Source organism: Brevundimonas mediterranea (assembly GCF_014196125.1).
In the GTDB taxonomy this organism is placed as follows: Bacteria; Pseudomonadota; Alphaproteobacteria; order Caulobacterales; family Caulobacteraceae; genus Brevundimonas; species Brevundimonas mediterranea.
Map to the genome: position 1 here is coordinate 1 of NZ_JACIDA010000002.1, position 19390 is coordinate 19390.

Here is a 19390-nt window from a genome sequence, read left to right on the forward strand (position 1 = left end):
CCCCCCCCCCCCCCCCCCCCCCCCCCCCCCCCCCCCCCCCCCCCCCCCCCCCCCCCCCCCCCCCCCCCCCCCCCCCCCCCCCCCCCCCCCCCCCCGGCCCGCGCACCGCCGCCCGACCTCCAACACCCCGCACGCCCTTACCCCCTCCACCACCCTTCGGGCGGTCCCCCTCCCCCAGAGGGGGAGGATTTTTGAGGAGACGATCCCATGATCGACCCCAACACCATCGACTTCGCCAAGGGCGACGGCCTGGTCCCCGTGGTGGTGCAGGACGCCGCCACGCTCCAGGTCCTGACCCTGGCCTATATGGACCGCGCCGCCCTGGACGAGACGATCCAGTCCGGCGAGGCCACGTTCTTTTCCCGCTCGCGCGGCGGACGCTGGCGCAAGGGCGAGACCTCGGGCGACCGGCTGCACGTCGTCGGCATCACGGCCGACTGCGACAGCGACGCCCTGGTGCTGTCGGTCAACCCGGTCGGCGACGCCTGCCACCTGCACCGCACCAGCTGTTTCGGCGCGGCCGACGCGCCGGGCCTGGGCCGCATCGCCCGGCTGGAACGCACCATCGCCGAACGCGCCGCCGCCGATCCGTCCGAAAGCTGGACCGCCAAACTGATCGCCGAGGGGCCCAAACGCATCGCCCAGAAGGTCGGAGAAGAAGGCGTGGAAACCGCCTTGGCCGGCGTCGCGGGCCCAGATGAGGAACTCGCCAGCGAGGCGGCGGATTTGATCTATCACCTCTTGGTGCTTCTCCACGCCCGTAACATGGTGTTTCAGGACGTGCTGGACGTGTTGGCCTCCAGAGCGGAAGCGGGCAAAGCGACGCCCAGACCTTAAAGGCGACTGATCCCGGATAATGGGATCGATCAGGGGACAAGTATGGCGGCTCTCATTCTGTTCGGCGGCGGCGGCGATCTGGCGATGCGCATGCTGCTGCCTTCGCTCTATTTCCTGGAGCATGACGGGCTTCTGCCGGACGATCTCAAGATCATCGGCGCCGCCCGTTCCGAAGAAACGCCCGACGAATATGTGGCCAAGGTCCATGACTCCGTGAAGGCCAAGGCCGAGGCGGACAAGGCCTGGGACGACCATTCCTGGGCCAAGATGAAGGCCCGGCTCGACTATCTGGCCGTGGACGCCACGGATTCCGCCAGTCTGAAGGGCCTGAAGGACCGCGTCGGCGACGGCGAGGTCACGTCTTTCCTCGCCGTCTCGCCCTCGCTGTACGGCCGCATCGTCACGGCGATGAAGGCGGCGGGTCTGGCCGAGCGCAACTGCCGCATCGTGCTGGAGAAGCCGGTCGGCCGCGACCTGAAATCCTTCCGCGAGATCGACGACGCCGTGTCCCACGCCTTCAGTGAGGACCAGGTGTTCCGCATCGACCACTATCTGGGCAAGGAGACGGTCCAGAACCTGACGGCGCTGCGCTTCGGCAACACCATCTTCGAGCCGCTGTGGAACAATCTGACGATCGACCACGTCCAGATCACCATCGGCGAGACGGTGGGCGTGGGCGACCGCTGGCCCTATTACGACGAGTACGGAGCATTGCGCGACATGCTCCAGAACCACATGCTCCAGCTGCTGTGCCTGGTGGCCATGGAGCCGCCGTCGGACCTGGATCCGGAATCGCTGCGCAACGAAAAGGTCAAGGTGCTGCGGTCCCTGCGCCCCATCACCCCCGAAGAAGCCGAACGCGTCACCGTGCGCGGCCAGTATGTGGCGGGCGTGTCCGAGGGCAAGCCGGTCAAGGGCTATGACGAGGAGCGCGGCGCGGATTCCGACACCGAGACCTTCGTCGCCATCCGCGCCGACATCGACAACTGGCGCTGGGCCGGCGTGCCCTTCTTCATGCGGACCGGCAAGCGCCTGCCCGAGAAGCGCACCGAGATCGTCATCCAGTTCAAGCCCGTCCCCCACTCCATCTTCGACAATGAAGAGGGCGAGGCGCCGGCCAACCGCATGATCATCGAGCTTCAGCCCGAGGAAGACATCTCCCTGACGGTGATGAACAAGCGTCCCGGCCTGGACAAGCGGATGCAGCTCCAGCCCATCACCATGAGCCTGTCCTGGGGCGTCGACGGCAAGTCGGCCGCCCCGCCGCGCCGCCGCATCGCCTATGAGCGGCTGCTGCTCGACGCCATGCACGGCGACTCGACCCTGTTCGTCCGTCGCGACGAGGCGGAACAGGCCTGGAAATGGGTGGACGAGGTCGCCGAGGCCTGGGCCGAGTCCGGCCAGAAGCCAGACGAATATGTCGCAGGCACCTGGGGCCCCGACAGCGCCGACATGCTGATGATGCGCACCGGCCGCGACTGGAACACCACCGATGTCTGAGGCGCCCGTGATCGAAACCTTCCCCACTGTCGACGCCTGGGCCGAGGCAATCGCCGCCCGCCTGTCCGAGACCCTGGGCGCCGCCGTCCGCGACAAGGGCTCCGCCGTCTTCGCCGGCCCCGGCGGCACGACCCCCGCCCCCGTCTATCGCCGCCTCGCCGCGACCGATCTGGACTGGGCCAGGATCGCCGTCACCCTGGTGGACGAACGCTACGTCCCCGACACCTCGCCTGAGTCCAACGCCCGGCTGATCCGCGACGTCCTGCTGCAGGACAAGGCCGCCACCGGCCGCTTCATACCCCTCTATACGCCCGAGGTCACGGTCGATCGCGCCGCCATTGTCGCGGCCCATGCCCTGGCCGACGCGGGCGGGCGTTTCGACGCGGTCCTTCTCGGCATGGGGGAGGATGGCCATATCTGCTCCATGTTCCCCAACAGCCCCACCCTGAAGACCCTGCTGACCCCGACGCTGAAGCCGACGGTCCTGGGCGTGCCCCACGGCCGCGACGGCGCGGCGCCGACGCTCGAGCGCCTGTCGATCAACCTGGCCTATCTGATGTCCGCCGGCCGGGTGATCCTGGGCCTGAAGGGCGACGCCAAGCGCCGCGTCTTCGAGCAGGAGGCCCAGGGCGATCCCAGGATCCAGCCCATCGCCGCCCTGATCGCCGCCGGCGTCCCCCTTGAAGTTCTGTATACGGAAGCCAGCTGACATGACCCTGCACCCCACGGTGGCCGCGGTCACCGCCCGGATCGTCGAGAAGAGCCGCGCCACCCGCGCCGACTATCTGCGCCGCATGGACGCCGCCCGCGACAGCGGGACGGGCCGCGCCAAACTGTCCTGCGCCAACTGGGCCCACGCCTTCGCCGGCCAGACCATCGCCGACAAACTGACCGCCATGGACGGGTCCAAGCCCAATCTGGGCATCGTCACCGCCTATAATGACATGCTCTCGGCCCACCAGCCGTTCGAGCGCTTCCCCGGCGTGGTCCGCGAGGCCGTGCGTCAGGTCGGCGCCACGGCCCAGGTCGCCGGCGGCACCCCCGCCATGTGCGACGGCGTCACCCAGGGTCGTCCGGGCATGGAGCTGTCGCTGTTCAGCCGCGACGTCATCGCCATGTCCACCGGCGTGGCCTTGACCCACGACGCCTTCGACGCCGCCCTGATGCTGGGCGTCTGCGACAAGATCGTGCCCGGCCTGTTCATGGGGGCCCTGGCCTTCGGCCATCTGCCGGTCGTCTTCGCCCCCGCCGGCCCCATGCCCTCGGGCATTCCGAACGCCGAAAAGGCCCGCGTCCGCGCCGAGTACGCCCAGAACAAGGTCGATCGCCAGACCCTGCTGGAAAGTGAGATCGGCTCCTATCACTCGCCCGGCACCTGCACCTTCTACGGTACGGCCAACTCCAACCAGATGATGATGGAGCTGGCGGGCCTGCACATGCCCTCGACCGCCTTCGTCCATCCGGACACCGGCCTGCGCGACGCCCTGACCGCCGCCGCCGCCCAGCGCGCCGTCGAACTGGCCCGCAGCGGCGAGTGCCGCATGGCCGACGTCATCGACGAGAAGTCCATCGTCAACGCCATCGTCGCCCTGCTGGCCACCGGCGGCTCGACCAACCACGCCATCCACCTGGTCGCCATGGCGCGGGCGGCGGGCGTGCTGATCGACTGGACCGACATGGACGAGCTGTCGTCCGTCACCCCCCTGCTGGCGCGGGTCTATCCCAACGGCTCGGCCGATGTGAACGCCTTCCAGGCCGCCGGCGGCGTCGCCTTCGTCGCCCGCGAACTGGCCCAGGCCGGCCATATCCACTCGGACGTGACCACCATCATGGGCAAGGGAATCGAGCCCTATTTCCAGGAGCCGTCGATGGTGGACGGCCAGCTGGTCTGGCGCGACGGGGTCAAGGAAAGCTTGGACCTCGACATCCTGCGCCCCGCCTCCAACCCCTTCGACAAGGAGGGCGGTCTGCGCCTGGTCAAGGGCGACCTGGGCCGCGCGGTCATCAAGATCTCGGCGGTCAAGCCCGAGAACCGCATCGTCGAGGCCCCCGCCGCCGTCTTCGAAACCCAGGAAGACGCGCTCCAGGCCTTCAAGGACGGCAAACTGTTCCGCGACGTCGTCGTGGTCCTACGCTTCCAGGGGCCCAAGGCCAACGGCATGCCCGAACTGCACAGCCTGTCGCCGGCCCTGTCCGTCATCCAGGACAAGGGGTTCAAGGTCGCCTTCGTCACCGACGGCCGCATGTCGGGCGCCAGCGGCAAGACCCCCGCCGCCATCCACGTCTCGCCCGAGGCCCTGGCCGGTGGCCCCCTGGCCCATGTGAAGGACGGGGATATCATCCGTCTGGACGCCGAGGCCGGGGTTCTGACCACGGTGGGCGTCGGCGACCTGTCGGCCCGTCCCGCCGCCGCCCGATCCGCCGCCAACGCCGAGGGCTCGTCCTGGGGCTATGGCCGCGAACTGTTCGGCGCCTTCCGCCACGTCGTCACCACGGCCGAACAGGGGGCGACCGTCTGTTTCGCCGTCCCGACCGGCTCTCGCGGCCATGACGACACGCCGCCCAACCCCAACTTCGTCGACCGGACCGTGGACGCCTGATCCACCAAACCGAGCGCAGGAAACGCCTCAATGAATGACAAGACCCTCCTCGTCGGTGATGTCGGCGGCACAAACGCCCGCTTCGCCGTGGCCCGCATGGTCGATGGCAAGCCCGTGCTGGACCACCACGAAAGCTTCCCGGCCGAGACCTATCCGACCTTCCTGGAAGGCGTCGCCGCCTTCATCGAGGGCTGCGAGGTCAAGCCGACCGGCGGCGTCATCGCCGTCGCCGGCCCCGTCACCGACGGCGAGATCGACCTGACCAACTCGCCCTGGCGCGTGTCCGAAGCCGAGCTTCAGACCCTGGGCCTGAAGCCGGTCAAACTGATCAACGACTTCGAGGCCCTGGCCTGGGGCGCCCCCGTGGTGCCGGAAGACCAGTTGGAAAGCCTGGGCGGTCCTGTCGACGGCGATCCCCATTCGACCGTGGCCGTGCTCGGCCCCGGCACCGGCTTCGGCGTCTCAGCCCTGATCCGCGACGCCCATGGCAAGGAAATGGCCATGCCGTCGGAAGGCGGCCACGCCTGTTTCCCCCCCGGCGATCCGGTCGAGGACGAGATCCTGCGCATCCTGCGCCGCCGCTATGACCGCGTCTCCATCGAACGCCTGATCTGCGGCCCCGGCCTGCTGAACATGCACCGCGCCCTGGCCGAGATCGACGGTCGCGAGACCCATATCGACGACCCGGCCCAGATCACCCAGACGGCGATGAGCGATCCCAACAGCCCGTGCGGCGCCACCCTGGCCCGTTTCTGCGCCATCCTGGGCGCGGTCGCCGGCGACATCGCCCTGACCACCGGTTCGCGCGGCGGCGTCTATATCGCCGGCGGCATCGTTCCGCGCATCCTGCCCTTCATCAAGGCCAGCCCCTTCCGCCAGCGCTTCGAGCGCAAGGGCCGGTTCAAGGACTATATGTCCGAGATTCCGACCAAGGTGATCATGCACAAACACGCCGCGCTTCTGGGCGCCGCGCGGGTCGCCTTCGCCGAATCCGAAGGCTGATCGTCTCGAAAATTATCACGGCGGCGTGAACCCAACCGCCGCCGTGACGTTTCCTCCGCTCCAGAAACGGAAGGAAACCTCATGAAAAAGTTCGCCATCGCCGCCGCCTCGCTGTTCGTGCTTTCGGGCGTCGCCGCCTGCGGTGAAAGCGCCGCCGACAAGGCCGCCGAAAGCCGCGCCGACGCCGTCGAGGCCACGGGCGAGGCCCGCGCCGACCAGCTGGAAGCCCAGGCCGACGCCGCCCCGACCAACGCCCAGGAAGACGCCCTGAACCGCCAGGCCGACCAGGTCGAGGACAACGCCGACCGTCGCGCCGACCAGATCGAACAACAGGGCGGCAACGCCGACGGCGGCATGACCACCAACAACACCCCGACCACCAACTAAGGTCGGCGACTCCTGGCCCCCGTCGTTCGCGGCGGGGGCTTTTTGCGCCTTAACCCACCTTCGGCGGCCACGGCACAAACGCACTCGTCCGCTTCACATAGTCCGCATAGCCCGGCCGCGACTTGTTGATCGCCTTCTCGGTAATCCCGATTCCCGACCAGCGCGTCAGTGTGAAGGTCAGGAAGATCGGCCCCGCGATCGACCACAGGCCGACGCCGGTCTCCGCCGCGATCAGCCACAGCCCCCACCAGACGCAGGCATCGCCGAAATAGTTCGGATGCCGCGTATAGCGCCACAGGCCGGTGTCCAGCACCTTGCCCTTATTGGCCGGATCGCGCTTGAACGCCGCCAACTGGGCGTCGCCGACGCTTTCGAACACGATCCCGACCACCGCCAGCACAACGCCGACCCCAGCGATCACGCCCAGCCCCGGCTGAGCCGCGACCTGCCCCATCTGCACCGGCAGCGACGTCAGCCAGGCCAGCACGGCCTGGGGCAGAAACACGAACAACAGCGCCGTCTTGGCGAACGACCAGCCCTTGTTCCGTTCCTGATCCTCGACGATCTGCACATACCGCCCGTCCGCCCCGCTGGCCCGCCAGCGCCGGAACAGGTGCAGGCCCAGCCGCAGCGCCCAGACCGCGCACAGCCCGACCAGCAGCGCCTTGCGCGCCGGATCGCCGTCGGCGCGCGGCAGGGTCGCCACCGCCAGCAACAACATGCCCAACGGCCAGACCGCATCGATGAAGCTGACGTCCTTCAGCTTCAGGGCGACCAGCCACAGGCCGAGCATCACGGCCACGATCAGAGCCAGGTTCAGTCCCAGCAGAATGAGGATGTCGGTCAGGGTCATGGGCCTGATACGGCGGCGGCAGGACTGTGGATGGCGCCTACGCCGGTTCGACCACGCTCAACTCCGGCCACCGCCCCCGCGCATTCTCAATCGTCTTCGCCCAGCCCTTGGCCAGCGGCCGGTTCGGGTTCGGCCGGACGACCATGGCGAACACATCCTCCAGCCCGAAGGGCGCCGCCACGGTGATCGTGTCGTCCGCCTCCAGCCGCACCCCGACGGCGAAGGTCGGGGCCACGAACCGGCCCAGGGCTTCGTCGGTCGAGTGCAACGGCTCATAGGGCTCGCCGAACCGGTTCTGGAACCACAGGTGCACCCGCGCCTGATTGCGCACCTCGACCTGGCTGCGGAACGGCTCGTCAAAGGCGGCGGCGACCCGTTTGATCACCACGTCCTCGGCCTCATACGACAGGTCCGAACCGTCGAAATAGGCCAGGTCATAGTCCTTGATCCCGTATCCCGCCGGTCGTCCCGTCCTGGCGTTCCACACCGCCTGATAGACGGCCCCCGACACCAGCCGCCAGTCGGGCACGTCCAGCGCCCTCACCGTCCGCAAGACGTGCATCAGGCCGGGATCGGCGCGGACGACAGCGATCAATTCCTCGGTCAGGGCGTCGTTCACCCCCGCACCGGCCAACCGTGATCCAGCGGCCCGTGTCCGCCGCCCAGACCCGGCGCGCGCCGGATGGCCTCGCCGACATAGGCCCAGGCTTCGGCCACCGCGACCTCCAGCGGCCGTCCCAGGGCCAGGCCCGCCGCGCACGCACTCGCCAGCGTACAGCCCGTGCCGTGGGTGTGGCGGGTGTCGATCCGTTCGGCCTCCAGCACCGTCTCCCCGTCGGCCGTCATCAGCAAGTCGATCACCGTCGGCCCGTCCACATGACCGCCCTTCATCAGCACCGCCCGCGCGCCCAGTTTCAGCAGGGCCTCGCCCGCCCGCCGCTGACCGTCGATGTCGCGCACCACCAGCCCGGTCAGGGCCTCGGCCTCGGGCGCATTAGGGGTCAGCAGGGCCGCGCGCGGGATCATCAGCCGCTTCACCGCCTCCACCGCCGCGTCCGGCAGCAGCGGATGCCCGCCCTTGGCCACCATGACCGGATCGACCACCGCCGGGGCGTCCGCCTCGTCCAGCAGGGCCGCCACCGTCTCGACCACCTCGACCGAGCCCAGCATGCCGGTCTTGAAGGCGTCGGTCCCGATATCCCCCAGCACCGCCCGCGCCTGGGCCGCGATCAACTCCAGCGGCAGCGGATGGACGCCGTGAACCCCCAGGGTGTTCTGCACCGTGATCGCCGTGATCGCCGTGGCGGCGAATCCGCCCATCATCGTCACCGCCTTGATGTCGGCCTGGATCCCGGCGCCCCCGCCACTGTCCGACCCGGCCAGGATCAGCACCCGTCCTTGATAGAGCCCGCTCATGCGTGCGCCCCCGAGAACAGCTTCAGGCCCACGATGCCCGACACGATCAGCAGGATGCACACCGCCCGCACCGCCGTCGCCGGCTCGCCATAGACGACGATCCCGACCAGGGCCGCGCCCACCGCCCCGATCCCGGTCCAGATCGCATAGGCCGTGCCGATCGGCAGCTTCTGCGTCGCCACCCACAGCAGGACCATGCTGGCCGCCAGCGCGACCAGCACGCCCAGCGACGTCAGCGGCCTTTGCAGGCTGACGTTCTTCAGGCCGGACGCCCACAGCACTTCCAGCAGACCGGCGACGACCAGCGTCACCCACGGATTGATCGACATGATCCAAGACATGGCGACCAGATGGCCCAGCCGGTCCGCCGGGGCAAGCGTCGGCTTACCCGCCCAGCGGCCCCTTGAAGATGAAGAAGGCCCCCAGGCCGATGAAGCCGAACCCGACCAGATGGTTCACCGTCAGCTTCTCGCCCAGGTACAGCACCGAGAAGCCGGCGAAGACCAGCAGGGTGATCACCTCCTGCATCGTCTTCAGCTCCGCCGCCGAATAGACCTGATGGCCGATCCGGTTGGCCGGCACCGCCAGCCAGTATTCGAAGAAGGCGATCCCCCAGCTGGCCATGACCAGCAGCCACAGCGGCTTGTGATCGAACTTCAGATGTCCGTACCAGGCGAAGGTCATGAAGACGTTCGACAGGGCCAGCATGACGATGGGGGCGATATAGGGGGTCAGGGGCATGGGCTTTGATCAGGACGACGGTTCGCTTCGCCCCTACACCGGCCGCGACCTCGCGTCGCGGGTCTTCAGCCCGCCGCCGCCACCGCAGCCTGCAGCTTCAGCGCCTGGACCGTCTCGCGCACGTCATGGACCCGCACCATCCGCGCCCCGCGCCGCGCCCCCTCCAGCGCCAGGGCCAGCGAGCCGCCCAACCGATCCGTTGCCTCGACCGCCGTGGGATCGATGGCCTGGATCGTCCGCTTGCGGCTGGCCGCATACAGAACTGGGAACCCCAGCGCGACCAGTTCGCCCAGCCGCGCCGTCAGCGCCATATTGTGCTCCAGCGTCTTGCCGAACCCGATGCCCGGGTCCAGCCAGATCCGGTCCCGCGCCACCCCCGCCGCCATCGCCGCCTCGGCCCGGCCGCGCAGATAGTCCCGCACCTCCGCCACGACATCGCCATAGCGGGGGTCGGCCTGCATGGTCCGGGGCTCCCCCTTCATGTGCATCAACACCACCTCGCAGCCCAGCTCGGCCGCGACCGCCAGACTGTCGGGCGCCTGGCTCAGGGCCGTCACATCGTTCCACATCGTCGCCCCGGCCGCCACGGCGGCGCGGGCCACGGCGGGCTTCATCGTATCGACGCTGATCTCACCGTCCCACCGCGCGCGGACGCCTGCGATCACCGGCGCAACCCGCTCGATCTCCTCGGCCTCGCCCACCGGCTCCGCCCCCGGCCGTGTGCTCTCGCCCCCGATATCCAGCACCGCCGCCCCCTGCGCGACCAGCCGCATGGCCTGGTCGACGGCGGCTTGCGTCGAGGCCCACCGTCCGCCGTCCGAGAAACTGTCGGGCGTGACGTTCACGATCCCCATGACCTGCGACAAGACGGACATCGGCGAGGTTTGACTTTCACGCTTCATGAGATCAGCCTCTAGACGTGATCATCCCGCTCGTCAGCCAGGCTCGACGCCTTTCTTACGCAGGACGCCTCGTCGCAGGCCACTGACCCGGAACGGCCGCGCGCCTTTCGCCCCGTTCCGGGCGACGATCTGAAACCCGATTATCCTCAGCCTTCATGTGACGCGCGAACGCGCGCCTGCAGGCGTCTGCGATCAAAGAGCCGAACCATGACCCAATCCACCGCCCGAACCGCGTCCCCCTCGCGCCCCGACATCTTTCTCAGCGCCAGGGATCACCAGACCCTGTCGCGCCTGGTGGGCGACATGCCTGCTGAAGGCGTCGCCGGCCTGTTGCAGGAGGAGCTGGAACGCGCCGTCATCTGCGAGCCCGGCGATCGGCCCAAGGGGGCGGCGCCGCTTCACCGCTGGCTGCACTATGTCGATGGCCGCTCGCCCCAGCCGCGCCGTATCCAGATCGTCCTGCCGAACGAGGCGGACATCGACGCCGGCAAGGTGTCCGTCCTGTCCTACGTCGGCGCCGGCCTGATCGGCCTTGTGGAGGGCCACACCATCGCCTGGACAGATCCATCGGGCGCGGACCGCCGCCTGACCCCGGTCATGATCGAGGATCCGGAAACCCCCGGCGGCGACTAACGCCCGATCAGCCCGCCCAGCGCCTCCAGATAGCCGGCGAAGGCCTTGCGGCCCTCGGGGGTGATCGACACCCGCGTCAGGGGCTTGTTGTTGACGAAACTCTTGGCCACGGCGACGTAGCCGGCTTCCTCCAGCTTCTTGATGTGGACCGACAGATTGCCCTGGGTCGCCTCCAGCACCGTCTTCAGCTCGGTGAAGTCGGCCGCCTCGGCGTCGGCCAGATAGACCATGATCCCCAGCCGCATGCGGCCGTGGATGACCTCGTCGATCCGCCCCAGGTCGTTCAGCCCCATGGATCAGCCGGCGTCCGCAGCGACGGCGCGCGCGCGCAAGGCGTCGCGCGTCATGATCCAGCCCGGCCCGGCGAACAGGGCGAACAGGGCGGCGGTGCAGACATACAGATAAAGGATCGGGTCTCGCACCAGCAGACCCAACGCCACCGCCGTCGCCCAACCGCCCAGCGAGGCAGCCAGCATCCAGACCTTCTTCTTCAGGGTCCAGGCCACAAACCAGGCCGCCGACTGGAGGGCGAAGATCATCGCCGGATAATACAGCCAGATGGCGAAGTCCTCGTCCCGCGCCGCGCCGAAGCCGAACACGATGACGATGGCCAGATTGGCCATGCCCGCGCCGCTGAAGGCCGCGTTCAGGGTCCGGGTCACGATAGGCCCCGCCGTCCCGATCTTGCGGTCCTCGCGCACCGCCCACATCAGCACGATCAGAAAGGCGACCGTGATCCCGGCCACAAAGGCCAGATTGGCCAGGCCCGGCCAACGGATCCAGCCCACGGCCTGGCCGATGTGGAACAGGCACTGCAGGCCGTACAACAGGCCGCCCGCCAGATAGGCCACACCCAGGGTCAGGGTCGCCTTGGGATTATTCCCGCCCTGAACGATGGCCTTCAGAAAGGCCAGGTCGGCCTCGGGCGTGCTGCGGGACGTGTCGATCATCGATGATTCCTCTGCGGCGGGCGCGTTCCTCGGATGGACGCAGCCGTGGGGGTTGGCAAGCTATTCGGCGGGAGAGAAGGCGTTCGGAACGGGCTTGCGCCACGGCACGCGCCGCCCGTTCAGCCAGCGCCCCATGAAACTGTGACGGATCAGAAGTTCGTAGCTGGCCAAGGCCGCCGCCAGCACGCCCCCGACCACGACAGTCAGCTTGACCGGCCACGGCATGGCCCAGTCCTGCACCAGCACCTGGGCCGCCATCACCAGCGGCAGATGGACGATGTAGATCCAGTAGGAGGCGTCGGCGACGTACCGCCTCGCCGCGCTGCGCCCCCCGAATATCCTCAACGCCAGGGCCATGGCCGCAAAGGCCGAGGCGTAGGTCGCCACCCCGAACGCCGCCGCCGTCATCGCCTTGGTCGCCGGATCGGCCACGGGGACCAGATGGGGGTCCGGCCCGCCCGCCAGCATCAGGGCCGTGGCGCCGGCGCCGATCGCCAGGCCCAGATAGACCGCCCACCAAGCCTGTATGCGGGCCAACAGGTCGCGCCGGCGGTCCAGCAGGGCGCCGAAACCGAAGGCCAGGCCGAACCCGACCAGGGCCGGGGTATTGGGGATCAGTCCCGCGTCCGGCGTCGGCACGCCGAAGAAGGCGATCCAGTTCGGCTGGAGCCACAGGGCCAGCGCGAGCGGCGCACCCAGAACGAACGGGCCCCACGGCCCGATCAGTCCGGCGGTCACGCGATCGATCACCCGCCCCCAGGCGCCGGTCCGGTCCAGAAGGACAAACGGCGCCCTTAGAATCAGCAGGGCGACATAGAAGATCAGCAGCACCCACAGGAACCACAGATGGGTCAATGGGATGTTGGTCCAGTCATATTGAGGCGTCGGCGGCGCATCGGCGGCCGTCATGCCCTGCAGGCCCGCGTTCCAGATCAGCACCACGACGATGGCTGTCAGCACCGGCCCCCAGAAGACGGCAAGCGGCGCAGCGATCCGGGCCAGGCGGTTCTTCACGAACCCCCACACGCCCGCTCGCCCCAGCATCATGTGCGCGAACAGACCGGCGATCAGGAAGAAGGTCGTCATCCGGAACAGGTGGATGACGAAGAACAGCCCGCTGGCCCACACCGACCGCTGATCGTCGCCGACAATCCAGATCTGCGTCGGAAAGAAGGACATCAAGCCGTGGAGCACCACGCCCAAGAGCAAGGCCCCGCCTCTCAGCGCGTCGAGCCCGTGCAGGCGCTCGGAGCGATCGATTTCGGATACCAACATGAGACCCTCCCCTCGTGGATAAGGCAATATCTCATAGACTGGTCTATTTTACAAACTAGTTCATTTTCGCATCCCGAAGCGGCGAAGCTGTTGAGTGTGAAGACTGACGCTTTGGCGACACAACTGACCGCTGACCGACATAGGGGATTAGACGCCCCTCTTGCGCCACCAGTGTCGGGGATCGGCGCGCGACAGCATCTTGCGCCACATCGAACGGGTCAGTTGGTTCATGGCCGAATGATAGAGCATGATCTGCTCGTCCAACTCTTTGGCGATATCCAACAGGTCAGACACAAAGCTGGGAGCGGAAACCGACGATCCTGACGCCGCCGTCAGGACGCGTTCCGTCCGCGCCAGCAACAAGTTGGTGGTGGCCAGCGAATCGATGGCGATAGAATCAGGCAGGTCCACAGCCCGAACATGGACAAGAACGCTTCTAATCACGTCGATACCACGATCCTGAGTGTAGGCCTGGGCGATAGGCTGGGTCCAGTTGGGCGACGCGGAAGCAGTGTTGGCTAGGTTGACGCAGACCTTCTTCAGCGCACCAGCGGCGAACAGCGCCGCCTCAACGCTACGCTCGGAGCGCTTGTCATTGCGCTCGGCGGCCAAGTAGCCGGTGGCGAAGCCGACGGCGATCGGCGCGGCGATCCGCGCTACATCCACGATCCACTGCAAGTTGCTTACCCCTCAATACTTGCAGGCATCCAGACCGAAACGCCAAGATTTGTCGAGGGCCGAACGGCATGACGCGCGGGTCATCAGCTTTTCTCGCTCAACCAGCGACCTCCTCGGAGCGCGTCGTGACGCCGACAAAGAAAAACCCGCCGGGAGATCGCTCTCCCGGCGGGCTTCTGCATTCAGACCTTGCCTCGGCTCAGTGCACGGTCGGCACGCTGGTCGCGGCCGGGGCGGCGACCGGAATCTCGACCGTGGTTCCGTCCGAGACTGGCGTCACCGGCACCGAGACGGAAGGCCCGGCGTTGGGGAAGTTGTTCTCGTCGCGGTTCGGGGCGACGCCCTTCTCCAGCAGGTCCTTGATCTCTTCGCCGGACAGGGTCTCGTACTCCAGCAGGGCCTGCGACAGCTTCTCGTGGTGATCGGCTTTGTCGGTCAGGATCTTGCGGGCCTCGTCCCAGCCCGAGGCGACCAGACGACGGACCTCCTCGTCGATGGTGCGGGCGGTCTCTTCCGAGACGTTCTGGCTGCGGGCGACCGAGTGGCCCAGGAAGACCTCTTCCTGGTTGTCGCCGTAAGCCACCGTGCCCAGCTTCTCGGAGAAGCCCCAGCGCGTGACCATGGCCCGGGCCAGCTTGGTCGCCTGTTCGATGTCCGACGAGGCGCCCGAGGTGATGTTCTCCTTGCCGAAGATCAGTTCCTCGGCCACCCGGCCGCCGGCCATGATGGCGATCCGGTCGATCATCTGCTGGTACTTCATCGAATAGCGGTCGCCTTCCGGCAACTGCATCACCATGCCCAGCGCGCGGCCGCGCGGTACGATGGTCGCCTTGTGGACCGGGTCGGCCATCTTGACGTTCATGGCGACGATGGCGTGACCGGCCTCGTGATAGGCGGTCAGGCGCTTTTCTTCCTCGTTCATCGCCATCGAGCGACGCTCGGAGCCCATCAGCACCTTGTCCTTGGCGTCTTCGAAGTCGCGGTGCGTGACCATGCGACGGTCCTTGCGGGCCGCCGTCAGGGCCGCCTCATTGACCAGATTGGCCAGGTCGGCGCCCGAGAAGCCGGGCGTGCCGCGCGCGATGGTCTTGACGTTGACGTCGGCGGCCAGGGGCACGTCCTTCATGTGGACGCGCAGGATGCGTTCGCGGCCCGAGACGTCGGGGTTGGGCACCACCACCTGGCGGTCGAAACGGCCGGGGCGGAGCAGGGCCGGGTCCAGCACGTCGGGACGGTTGGTGGCGGCGATCAGGATGATGCCTTCGTTGGCCTCGAACCCGTCCATCTCGACCAGCAGCTGGTTCAGCGTCTGTTCGCGTTCGTCGTTGCCGCCGCCCAGGCCGGCGCCGCGATGGCGGCCGACGGCGTCGATCTCATCGATGAAGATGATGCAGGGCGCATTCTTCTTGGCCTGTTCGAACATGTCGCGCACGCGGCTGGCGCCGACGCCGACGAACATCTCGACGAAGTCCGAACCCGAGATCGAGAAGAAGGGCACGCCGGCTTCACCCGCCACGGCGCGGGCCAGCAGCGTCTTGCCGGTGCCGGGAGGGCCGACCAGCAGTGCGCCCTTGGGAATCTTGCCGCCCAGTTTCTGAAACTTGCCCGGATCCTTCAGGAAGTCGACGACCTCCTGCAGTTCGTCCTTGGCTTCGTCCACCCCGGCGACGTCGTCGAAGGTCTTGCGGCCCTTGTGCTCGGTCAGCAGCTTGGCCTTGGACTTGCCGAAGCCCATGGCGCCGCGCGCCCCGCCCTGCATCTGGCGCATGAAGAAAATCCACACCCCGACCAGCAGCGCGATCGGCAGGATCCCCATCAGCAGGCTCATCCAGATCGACTGGCGCGTCGTCTTGGCGTCGACGTTGACGTTGGCGGCCAGCATGGAATTGACCAGCTGCTCGTTCGGATAGGGGGTGGTGGCGGTGAAGCGGCCGTTGTTCTTGTAGACGCCGTTCACCTGGTCGCCGCGAATGGTGGCTTCCTTGACGTCGCCGGCCTCGACCCGCTGCACCAGCTGGGAATAGGTGATTTGTTCGGGGCGGCCGGCGCCCTGAGCGCCCTGGGCGCCCATGCCGGTCACGGCTCCGCCTTGCGACACGGCGGCGTAGGCCGCGAGCAGGGCCAGGATGATAACGCCCGTAATCGCCAGATTTCGCAGGTTCATTGAGGTCCTCGGTCGTCCGCCGGCCCGGATTGAGCCCACGGTCTGGATTGTCTGTCACCGAAAATAGGCGCTTCGGCTGCGTTACGCCATGGCGGCGCAATCAGATCGTCTTCATGCGTCGTTTCGTCCAGCGCCAGCCTGAGCCGTTCCGCGACAAGCTCGCACCGTTCGACCCCCGCGCCTGCAAGAACCGGCCCGGCCTGGCCGTCCCGGATCAGGACGGGCGCCGCGCCGCGCGCCGCCGCCGGCGCCCGGTTCGCCGCCGCCCGATCCGCCGCCGACAGGGCCGACAGCCGCCCCCGCGCCGGCGCGACCGACCAGCCGGCCTCCGACGCCCGAAAAGCGAACCGGCCGTCCCACACCGCCTCGACGCCGGGATGCAGCAACAGCGGCGGCGGCGCGCGGCGCGCCAGTTCCCCGGCCTCGCGCATCAGCAGCACCGTTTCGCCGTCCGCCTCGATCCGCGCCCCGCACAGGGCGGCGGCGAAATCCTCGCCCGCCCGCAGCCTTTGCATCAGCCGGTCCAGCCGATCCCCGCGCGGCGGCGTCGCCCCGCCGCCGACACAGACCAGGGCCGCCGCCAGCCCCCTGGCCCGCACGTCGCGCGCGATCCACACCGTCCCGTCGTGGTTCGCCGTGATCCCTTCGGACGACGGGCGGTCCCGCCCCGCCGCCGCCCCGTCCGGAACCGTCCCCGCCAGCGCCCGCCGCGCGCGGCTGCGGCCGAAGCGGGGGTCGGCGTTGGCCGGATCCTCGATCCAGTCCGCCCCCTGGCCGGCCAGCCAGGTCCGCAGGGTCTCGCGGCGTTCATCCAACAGGGGCCGCAACAGCATCAGGCCCCGCCCCTCGGGCCAGACAGGCGACGGCGACCATTCGCGCGCCCGCCCCAGGGTCGAGCCCTCGGCCCGCATCAGATCCGCCTCGGCGATGTCGTCGGCCGTATGGGCGAACAGCACGACCCGCGCGCCGACCGCCCGCGCCGCCTCGGCGATCAGCCGATGACGCGCCGTCCGCGCCGCCGCCGTCAGTCCGGTCGCTGGCTTGTCCCCGTCCCAGACCAGGCCGCGCCAGTCCGCGCCCGCCGCCCGCGCCGCCTCGCCCGCAAACCGGGTCCAGTCGGCGCTGGCGGGGTTCAGGCGATGATCGACGCTGAAGGCCGTCAGCGGCCGCCCCCGCGCCCTGGCCCAGGCCGCGGCCAGTCGCAACAGGGCGACGGAATCCCCCCCGCCCGACAAGGCCAGGGCGACCGGCCGGGGATCGTCAAGGCTCAGCCGACTATCCAGCCGCGCGAAGAGACGGGCGACCAGACCCGAATCGGTTCCGTCGATCCCGGGCCTCAGCTGCACCCGTTGGCGGTCTTCATCTGGGTCGCGCGGGCCTTCAGCGTGTCCGAGGCGGCGGGCGCATAGCGGCGCGTGAACTCGCCCAGGGCCGCGCAGCCCTGGGTCTTGCCGTTGGTGGCGAACAGGGCGTCGGCCAGTTTCAGCGTCGTGTCGGCGGCCCAGCCGATGCGCGGCCAGTCCTTCAGGGCGGCGGCGTAGAAGGGCACGGCGCCCGCCTTGTCGTTCGACGATGCGCGGATGTCGCCCAGGCGCGAGTTGGCCTCGCGCGCCTGGGGCGTGTCGGGCCAAGCGGCGACCACGGTTTCAAGCGCCCGCGCGCCGCGCGCCCGGTCACTGCTCATCAACTGCACCGCCGCCGCCAGATCCTGGGCCGCGTCGCCGGTCGGGGAATGGGCTTCGATGGGGGCGTTCAACTCGGCCGCCGTCTCCAGTTTCTCGATCCGGGCCTCGGCGTCCAGAAGCCGGGCGCGCAGGGCGGCGGTGTCGCGCTGGGCCTCGTCCAGCTGGAAGGTCAGCCGCTCGTTGTCGCCGTTGATGCGGCGCACCGTGGTCTCCAGATCGCCGAGACGCTGGTTCAGCAGACCGAACTGTCCCTGCAGGGTGACGACCTCCGGGTCGGGCTCGACCAGCACCGGCTGGCCGGCGGCGTTTCGCTGGGTCAGGGCCCGTTCCAGCCGACGGACGTTGCGGTCCAGCTGTTCCAGCCGACGATTGTCCCACTGGGTCGGCTGCATGATGTTCGGCGCCGCCTGCTGGGCGACGGCGCCCCCGGCGATCAGGACCAGGCCGACGGCCGTGGCGGCGAAGGCGCGACTGCGCATGAAGGAGAGCTTGAAGGTCATGGGTCGCTAGGTTCCACCGATTTGGGGCCGCCGCAAGGCGCGGTCAGTGCCCCAGGCCCAGATAGACGATGGCCGTAATGAACAGGGCCACCACGATGTTGCAGAAGAACAGCAGCAGAACCGTCCGCCACAGGGCCGAGAAGATCGGCAGACTATAGGCCCCCTTCAGCTGGGCGAACACATGGATGGGAATGGCGGCGAGCCCGACCATGGCGACAAACCCACCCAGGGCGCCGTTGATCGTCCCCGCCAGCACCATGACCATCAGCAGCAGGGCCATGAAGGTCAGGGAGTACAGGACGAACACCCCATGGTCATACAGGGTGAAACCCCGTCGCCACAGGAACAGAAGCGCCAGGAAGGGGATCGAGAACGGCACCAGCAGGAAGGCGAACTTGTACATGGTCTGCTGCAGCTTGTAGACCGCCAGGTCTGGATTCTGCAGTTTTTTCAGCACCGTAGCGCCGAATCCGTGACCGTTCTTGTCGGCATCATGGCCCATGACCTTCAGCTTGGTCGTGCCGCCCGAGACATCGTCGCCCGAGGCGATATCCTTGATGCTGGCCTGCCAGCTGCCCGGCTTCAGCCCGTCGGCCCGCCCGTCGCGCTGTTCGGTCTCCAACCGCGTCAGCGCCGCCTGCTTCTGAGCCACCAGGGCCTCGCCCGCCTTGATCCCTACGCTGGCCATGCCGGACGGGTCTGTGGCCGCCTCGGCTCGCACTTCGGCCAGACTGTTTTCCGCCTCGACCAGTTCCTGACGCTGCGTCTGAATGTCCTCGGCCAGCACCACGGGCGCCGACGGCTGGGGCATGAAGCTCAGCGCGAAGAACATGACGAACAGGGTGAACAGGAAGATCGCCAGCGGCGATACATAGCGGGTGCGCCTGCCCTCCACCCATTCCCGCGTCAGCCGGCCGGGATTGAAGGCCAGCAGCGGCAGGGTCCGCCAGACGCGGGCGTCGAAATGCATGACCCCGTGCAACAGCTCTTCGCCCAGGTGCAGCAGGGTGCGGTGCACATGGGTCGCCTGGCCGCAGTTGGCGCAGAAATTCCCGCCGGTCGCCGCGCCGCAGTCGGAACAGACGCCATGCCCCGCCTCGCCCGCATGCCCCGTCGGCTTCTCGACGGCCCCCGCGATCAATCCCCCGGTGATCGCGCCACCGGCCCCTTCGATATCCAAACGCCAATCCCCCGATCGAATCCGCCGCCACCTTGATCACCCGGCAGGCAAAAAGAAAGAGGCGCCGGCCTTGGCCGACGCCTCCAT

20 protein-coding genes and 1 pseudogene are annotated in these 19390 nt (G+C 68.5%); 7 read left to right on the top strand and 14 right to left on the bottom strand.

What is annotated here, in order from left to right:
* Nucleotides 1-207: 207 nt before the first annotated feature.
* From hisIE to GGR11_RS08930, 6 genes and pseudogenes are all read left to right on the top strand, one after another.
* On the top strand, nt 208-837 hold the full coding sequence (gene hisIE, locus GGR11_RS08905; RefSeq protein ID WP_183196432.1) for a bifunctional phosphoribosyl-AMP cyclohydrolase/phosphoribosyl-ATP diphosphatase HisIE: 630 nt from the start codon (nt 208-210) through the stop codon (nt 835-837).
* 42 nt (nt 838-879) lie between these two features.
* On the top strand, nt 880-2337 hold the full coding sequence (gene zwf / locus GGR11_RS08910) for a glucose-6-phosphate dehydrogenase (protein WP_183196433.1): 1458 nt from the start codon (nt 880-882) through the stop codon (nt 2335-2337).
* Nucleotides 2330-3046, top strand: coding sequence for a 6-phosphogluconolactonase (pgl, locus tag GGR11_RS08915; protein WP_221205234.1), 717 nt, complete (start codon nt 2330-2332; stop codon nt 3044-3046). Before zwf ends, pgl begins: the two co-directional genes overlap by 8 nt.
* 1 nt (nt 3047) lies before the next feature.
* Complete coding sequence (gene edd / locus GGR11_RS08920) at nt 3048-4937, top strand: phosphogluconate dehydratase (protein ID WP_183196434.1); 1890 nt, start codon at nt 3048-3050, stop codon at nt 4935-4937.
* A gap of 21 nt (nt 4938-4958) precedes the next feature.
* Nucleotides 4959-5939 (top strand): annotated as a pseudogene (gene glk / locus GGR11_RS08925) (glucokinase); the annotation flags it as partial.
* Between the two features lie 81 nt (nt 5940-6020).
* Complete coding sequence (locus GGR11_RS08930; protein ID WP_183196436.1) at nt 6021-6326, top strand: hypothetical protein; 306 nt, start codon at nt 6021-6023, stop codon at nt 6324-6326.
* Nucleotides 6327-6375: 49 nt separating this feature from the next.
* On the opposite strand, the gene GGR11_RS08935 is transcribed toward GGR11_RS08930, so the two are convergent.
* The 6 genes from GGR11_RS08935 to folP all read right to left on the bottom strand — a co-directional run bounded on the left by GGR11_RS08935 (nt 6376) and on the right by folP (nt 10211).
* Nucleotides 6376-7179 carry a DUF1295 domain-containing protein gene (locus tag GGR11_RS08935; protein WP_183196437.1) on the bottom strand — a complete coding sequence of 268 codons (804 nt, stop codon included), beginning with the start codon at nt 7177-7179 and terminating at the stop codon, nt 6376-6378.
* A gap of 37 nt (nt 7180-7216) precedes the next feature.
* On the bottom strand, nt 7217-7798 hold the full coding sequence (locus GGR11_RS08940; protein ID WP_183196438.1) for a nucleotidyltransferase family protein: 582 nt from the start codon (nt 7796-7798) through the stop codon (nt 7217-7219).
* Nucleotides 7795-8595 carry a bifunctional hydroxymethylpyrimidine kinase/phosphomethylpyrimidine kinase gene (thiD, locus tag GGR11_RS08945; RefSeq protein ID WP_183196439.1) on the bottom strand — a complete coding sequence of 267 codons (801 nt, stop codon included), beginning with the start codon at nt 8593-8595 and terminating at the stop codon, nt 7795-7797. Before thiD ends, GGR11_RS08940 begins: the two co-directional genes overlap by 4 nt.
* The gene (locus tag GGR11_RS08950) at nt 8592-8936 is read right to left on the bottom strand and encodes a DMT family transporter (protein WP_183196440.1); all 345 of its coding nucleotides are present in this window, start codon (nt 8934-8936) and stop codon (nt 8592-8594) included. The genes thiD and GGR11_RS08950 overlap by 4 nt, the downstream gene beginning before the upstream one ends.
* Nucleotides 8937-8979: 43 nt before the next feature.
* On the bottom strand, nt 8980-9336 hold the full coding sequence (locus tag GGR11_RS08955; RefSeq protein ID WP_183196441.1) for a DMT family protein: 357 nt from the start codon (nt 9334-9336) through the stop codon (nt 8980-8982).
* Between the two features lie 65 nt (nt 9337-9401).
* Nucleotides 9402-10211 (bottom strand): dihydropteroate synthase, encoded by an 810-nt coding sequence (folP, locus tag GGR11_RS08960; RefSeq protein ID WP_246331746.1) that lies wholly within the window; start codon nt 10209-10211, stop codon nt 9402-9404.
* A gap of 234 nt (nt 10212-10445) precedes the next feature.
* On the opposite strand from folP, the gene GGR11_RS08965 reads away from it, so the two are divergent.
* Complete coding sequence (locus tag GGR11_RS08965; protein ID WP_183196443.1) at nt 10446-10871, top strand: GreA/GreB family elongation factor; 426 nt, start codon at nt 10446-10448, stop codon at nt 10869-10871.
* Here GGR11_RS08965 and GGR11_RS08970 read toward each other — a convergent pair.
* From GGR11_RS08970 to GGR11_RS09005, 8 genes are all read right to left on the bottom strand, one after another.
* Nucleotides 10868-11164 carry a winged helix-turn-helix domain-containing protein gene (locus GGR11_RS08970; protein WP_008259231.1) on the bottom strand — a complete coding sequence of 99 codons (297 nt, stop codon included), beginning with the start codon at nt 11162-11164 and terminating at the stop codon, nt 10868-10870. The two genes, GGR11_RS08965 and GGR11_RS08970, sit on opposite strands and share 4 nt — an antisense overlap.
* Nucleotides 11165-11167: 3 nt before the next feature.
* Nucleotides 11168-11821 carry a hypothetical protein gene (locus tag GGR11_RS08975; RefSeq protein WP_183196444.1) on the bottom strand — a complete coding sequence of 218 codons (654 nt, stop codon included), beginning with the start codon at nt 11819-11821 and terminating at the stop codon, nt 11168-11170.
* Nucleotides 11822-11881: 60 nt separating this feature from the next.
* Nucleotides 11882-13096, bottom strand: coding sequence for an acyltransferase family protein (locus GGR11_RS08980; protein WP_183196445.1), 1215 nt, complete (start codon nt 13094-13096; stop codon nt 11882-11884).
* A gap of 147 nt (nt 13097-13243) precedes the next feature.
* Complete coding sequence (locus GGR11_RS08985; RefSeq protein ID WP_183196446.1) at nt 13244-13774, bottom strand: hypothetical protein; 531 nt, start codon at nt 13772-13774, stop codon at nt 13244-13246.
* A 199-nt stretch (nt 13775-13973) separates the two neighbouring features.
* Nucleotides 13974-15938 (bottom strand): ATP-dependent zinc metalloprotease FtsH, encoded by a 1965-nt coding sequence (gene ftsH, locus GGR11_RS08990; RefSeq protein ID WP_183196447.1) that lies wholly within the window; start codon nt 15936-15938, stop codon nt 13974-13976.
* A complete protein-coding gene (tilS, locus tag GGR11_RS08995) occupies nt 15935-17284 on the bottom strand; it encodes a tRNA lysidine(34) synthetase TilS (RefSeq protein WP_183196448.1) in 1350 nt (449 codons plus the stop codon). Before tilS ends, ftsH begins: the two co-directional genes overlap by 4 nt.
* On the bottom strand, nt 17275-18123 hold the full coding sequence (locus GGR11_RS09000; RefSeq protein ID WP_183196449.1) for a tetratricopeptide repeat protein: 849 nt from the start codon (nt 18121-18123) through the stop codon (nt 17275-17277). The genes tilS and GGR11_RS09000 overlap by 10 nt, the downstream gene beginning before the upstream one ends.
* Before the next feature lie 43 nt (nt 18124-18166).
* Nucleotides 18167-19303, bottom strand: coding sequence for a DUF3667 domain-containing protein (locus GGR11_RS09005; RefSeq protein WP_183196450.1), 1137 nt, complete (start codon nt 19301-19303; stop codon nt 18167-18169).
* Nucleotides 19304-19390: the final 87 nt, after the last annotated feature.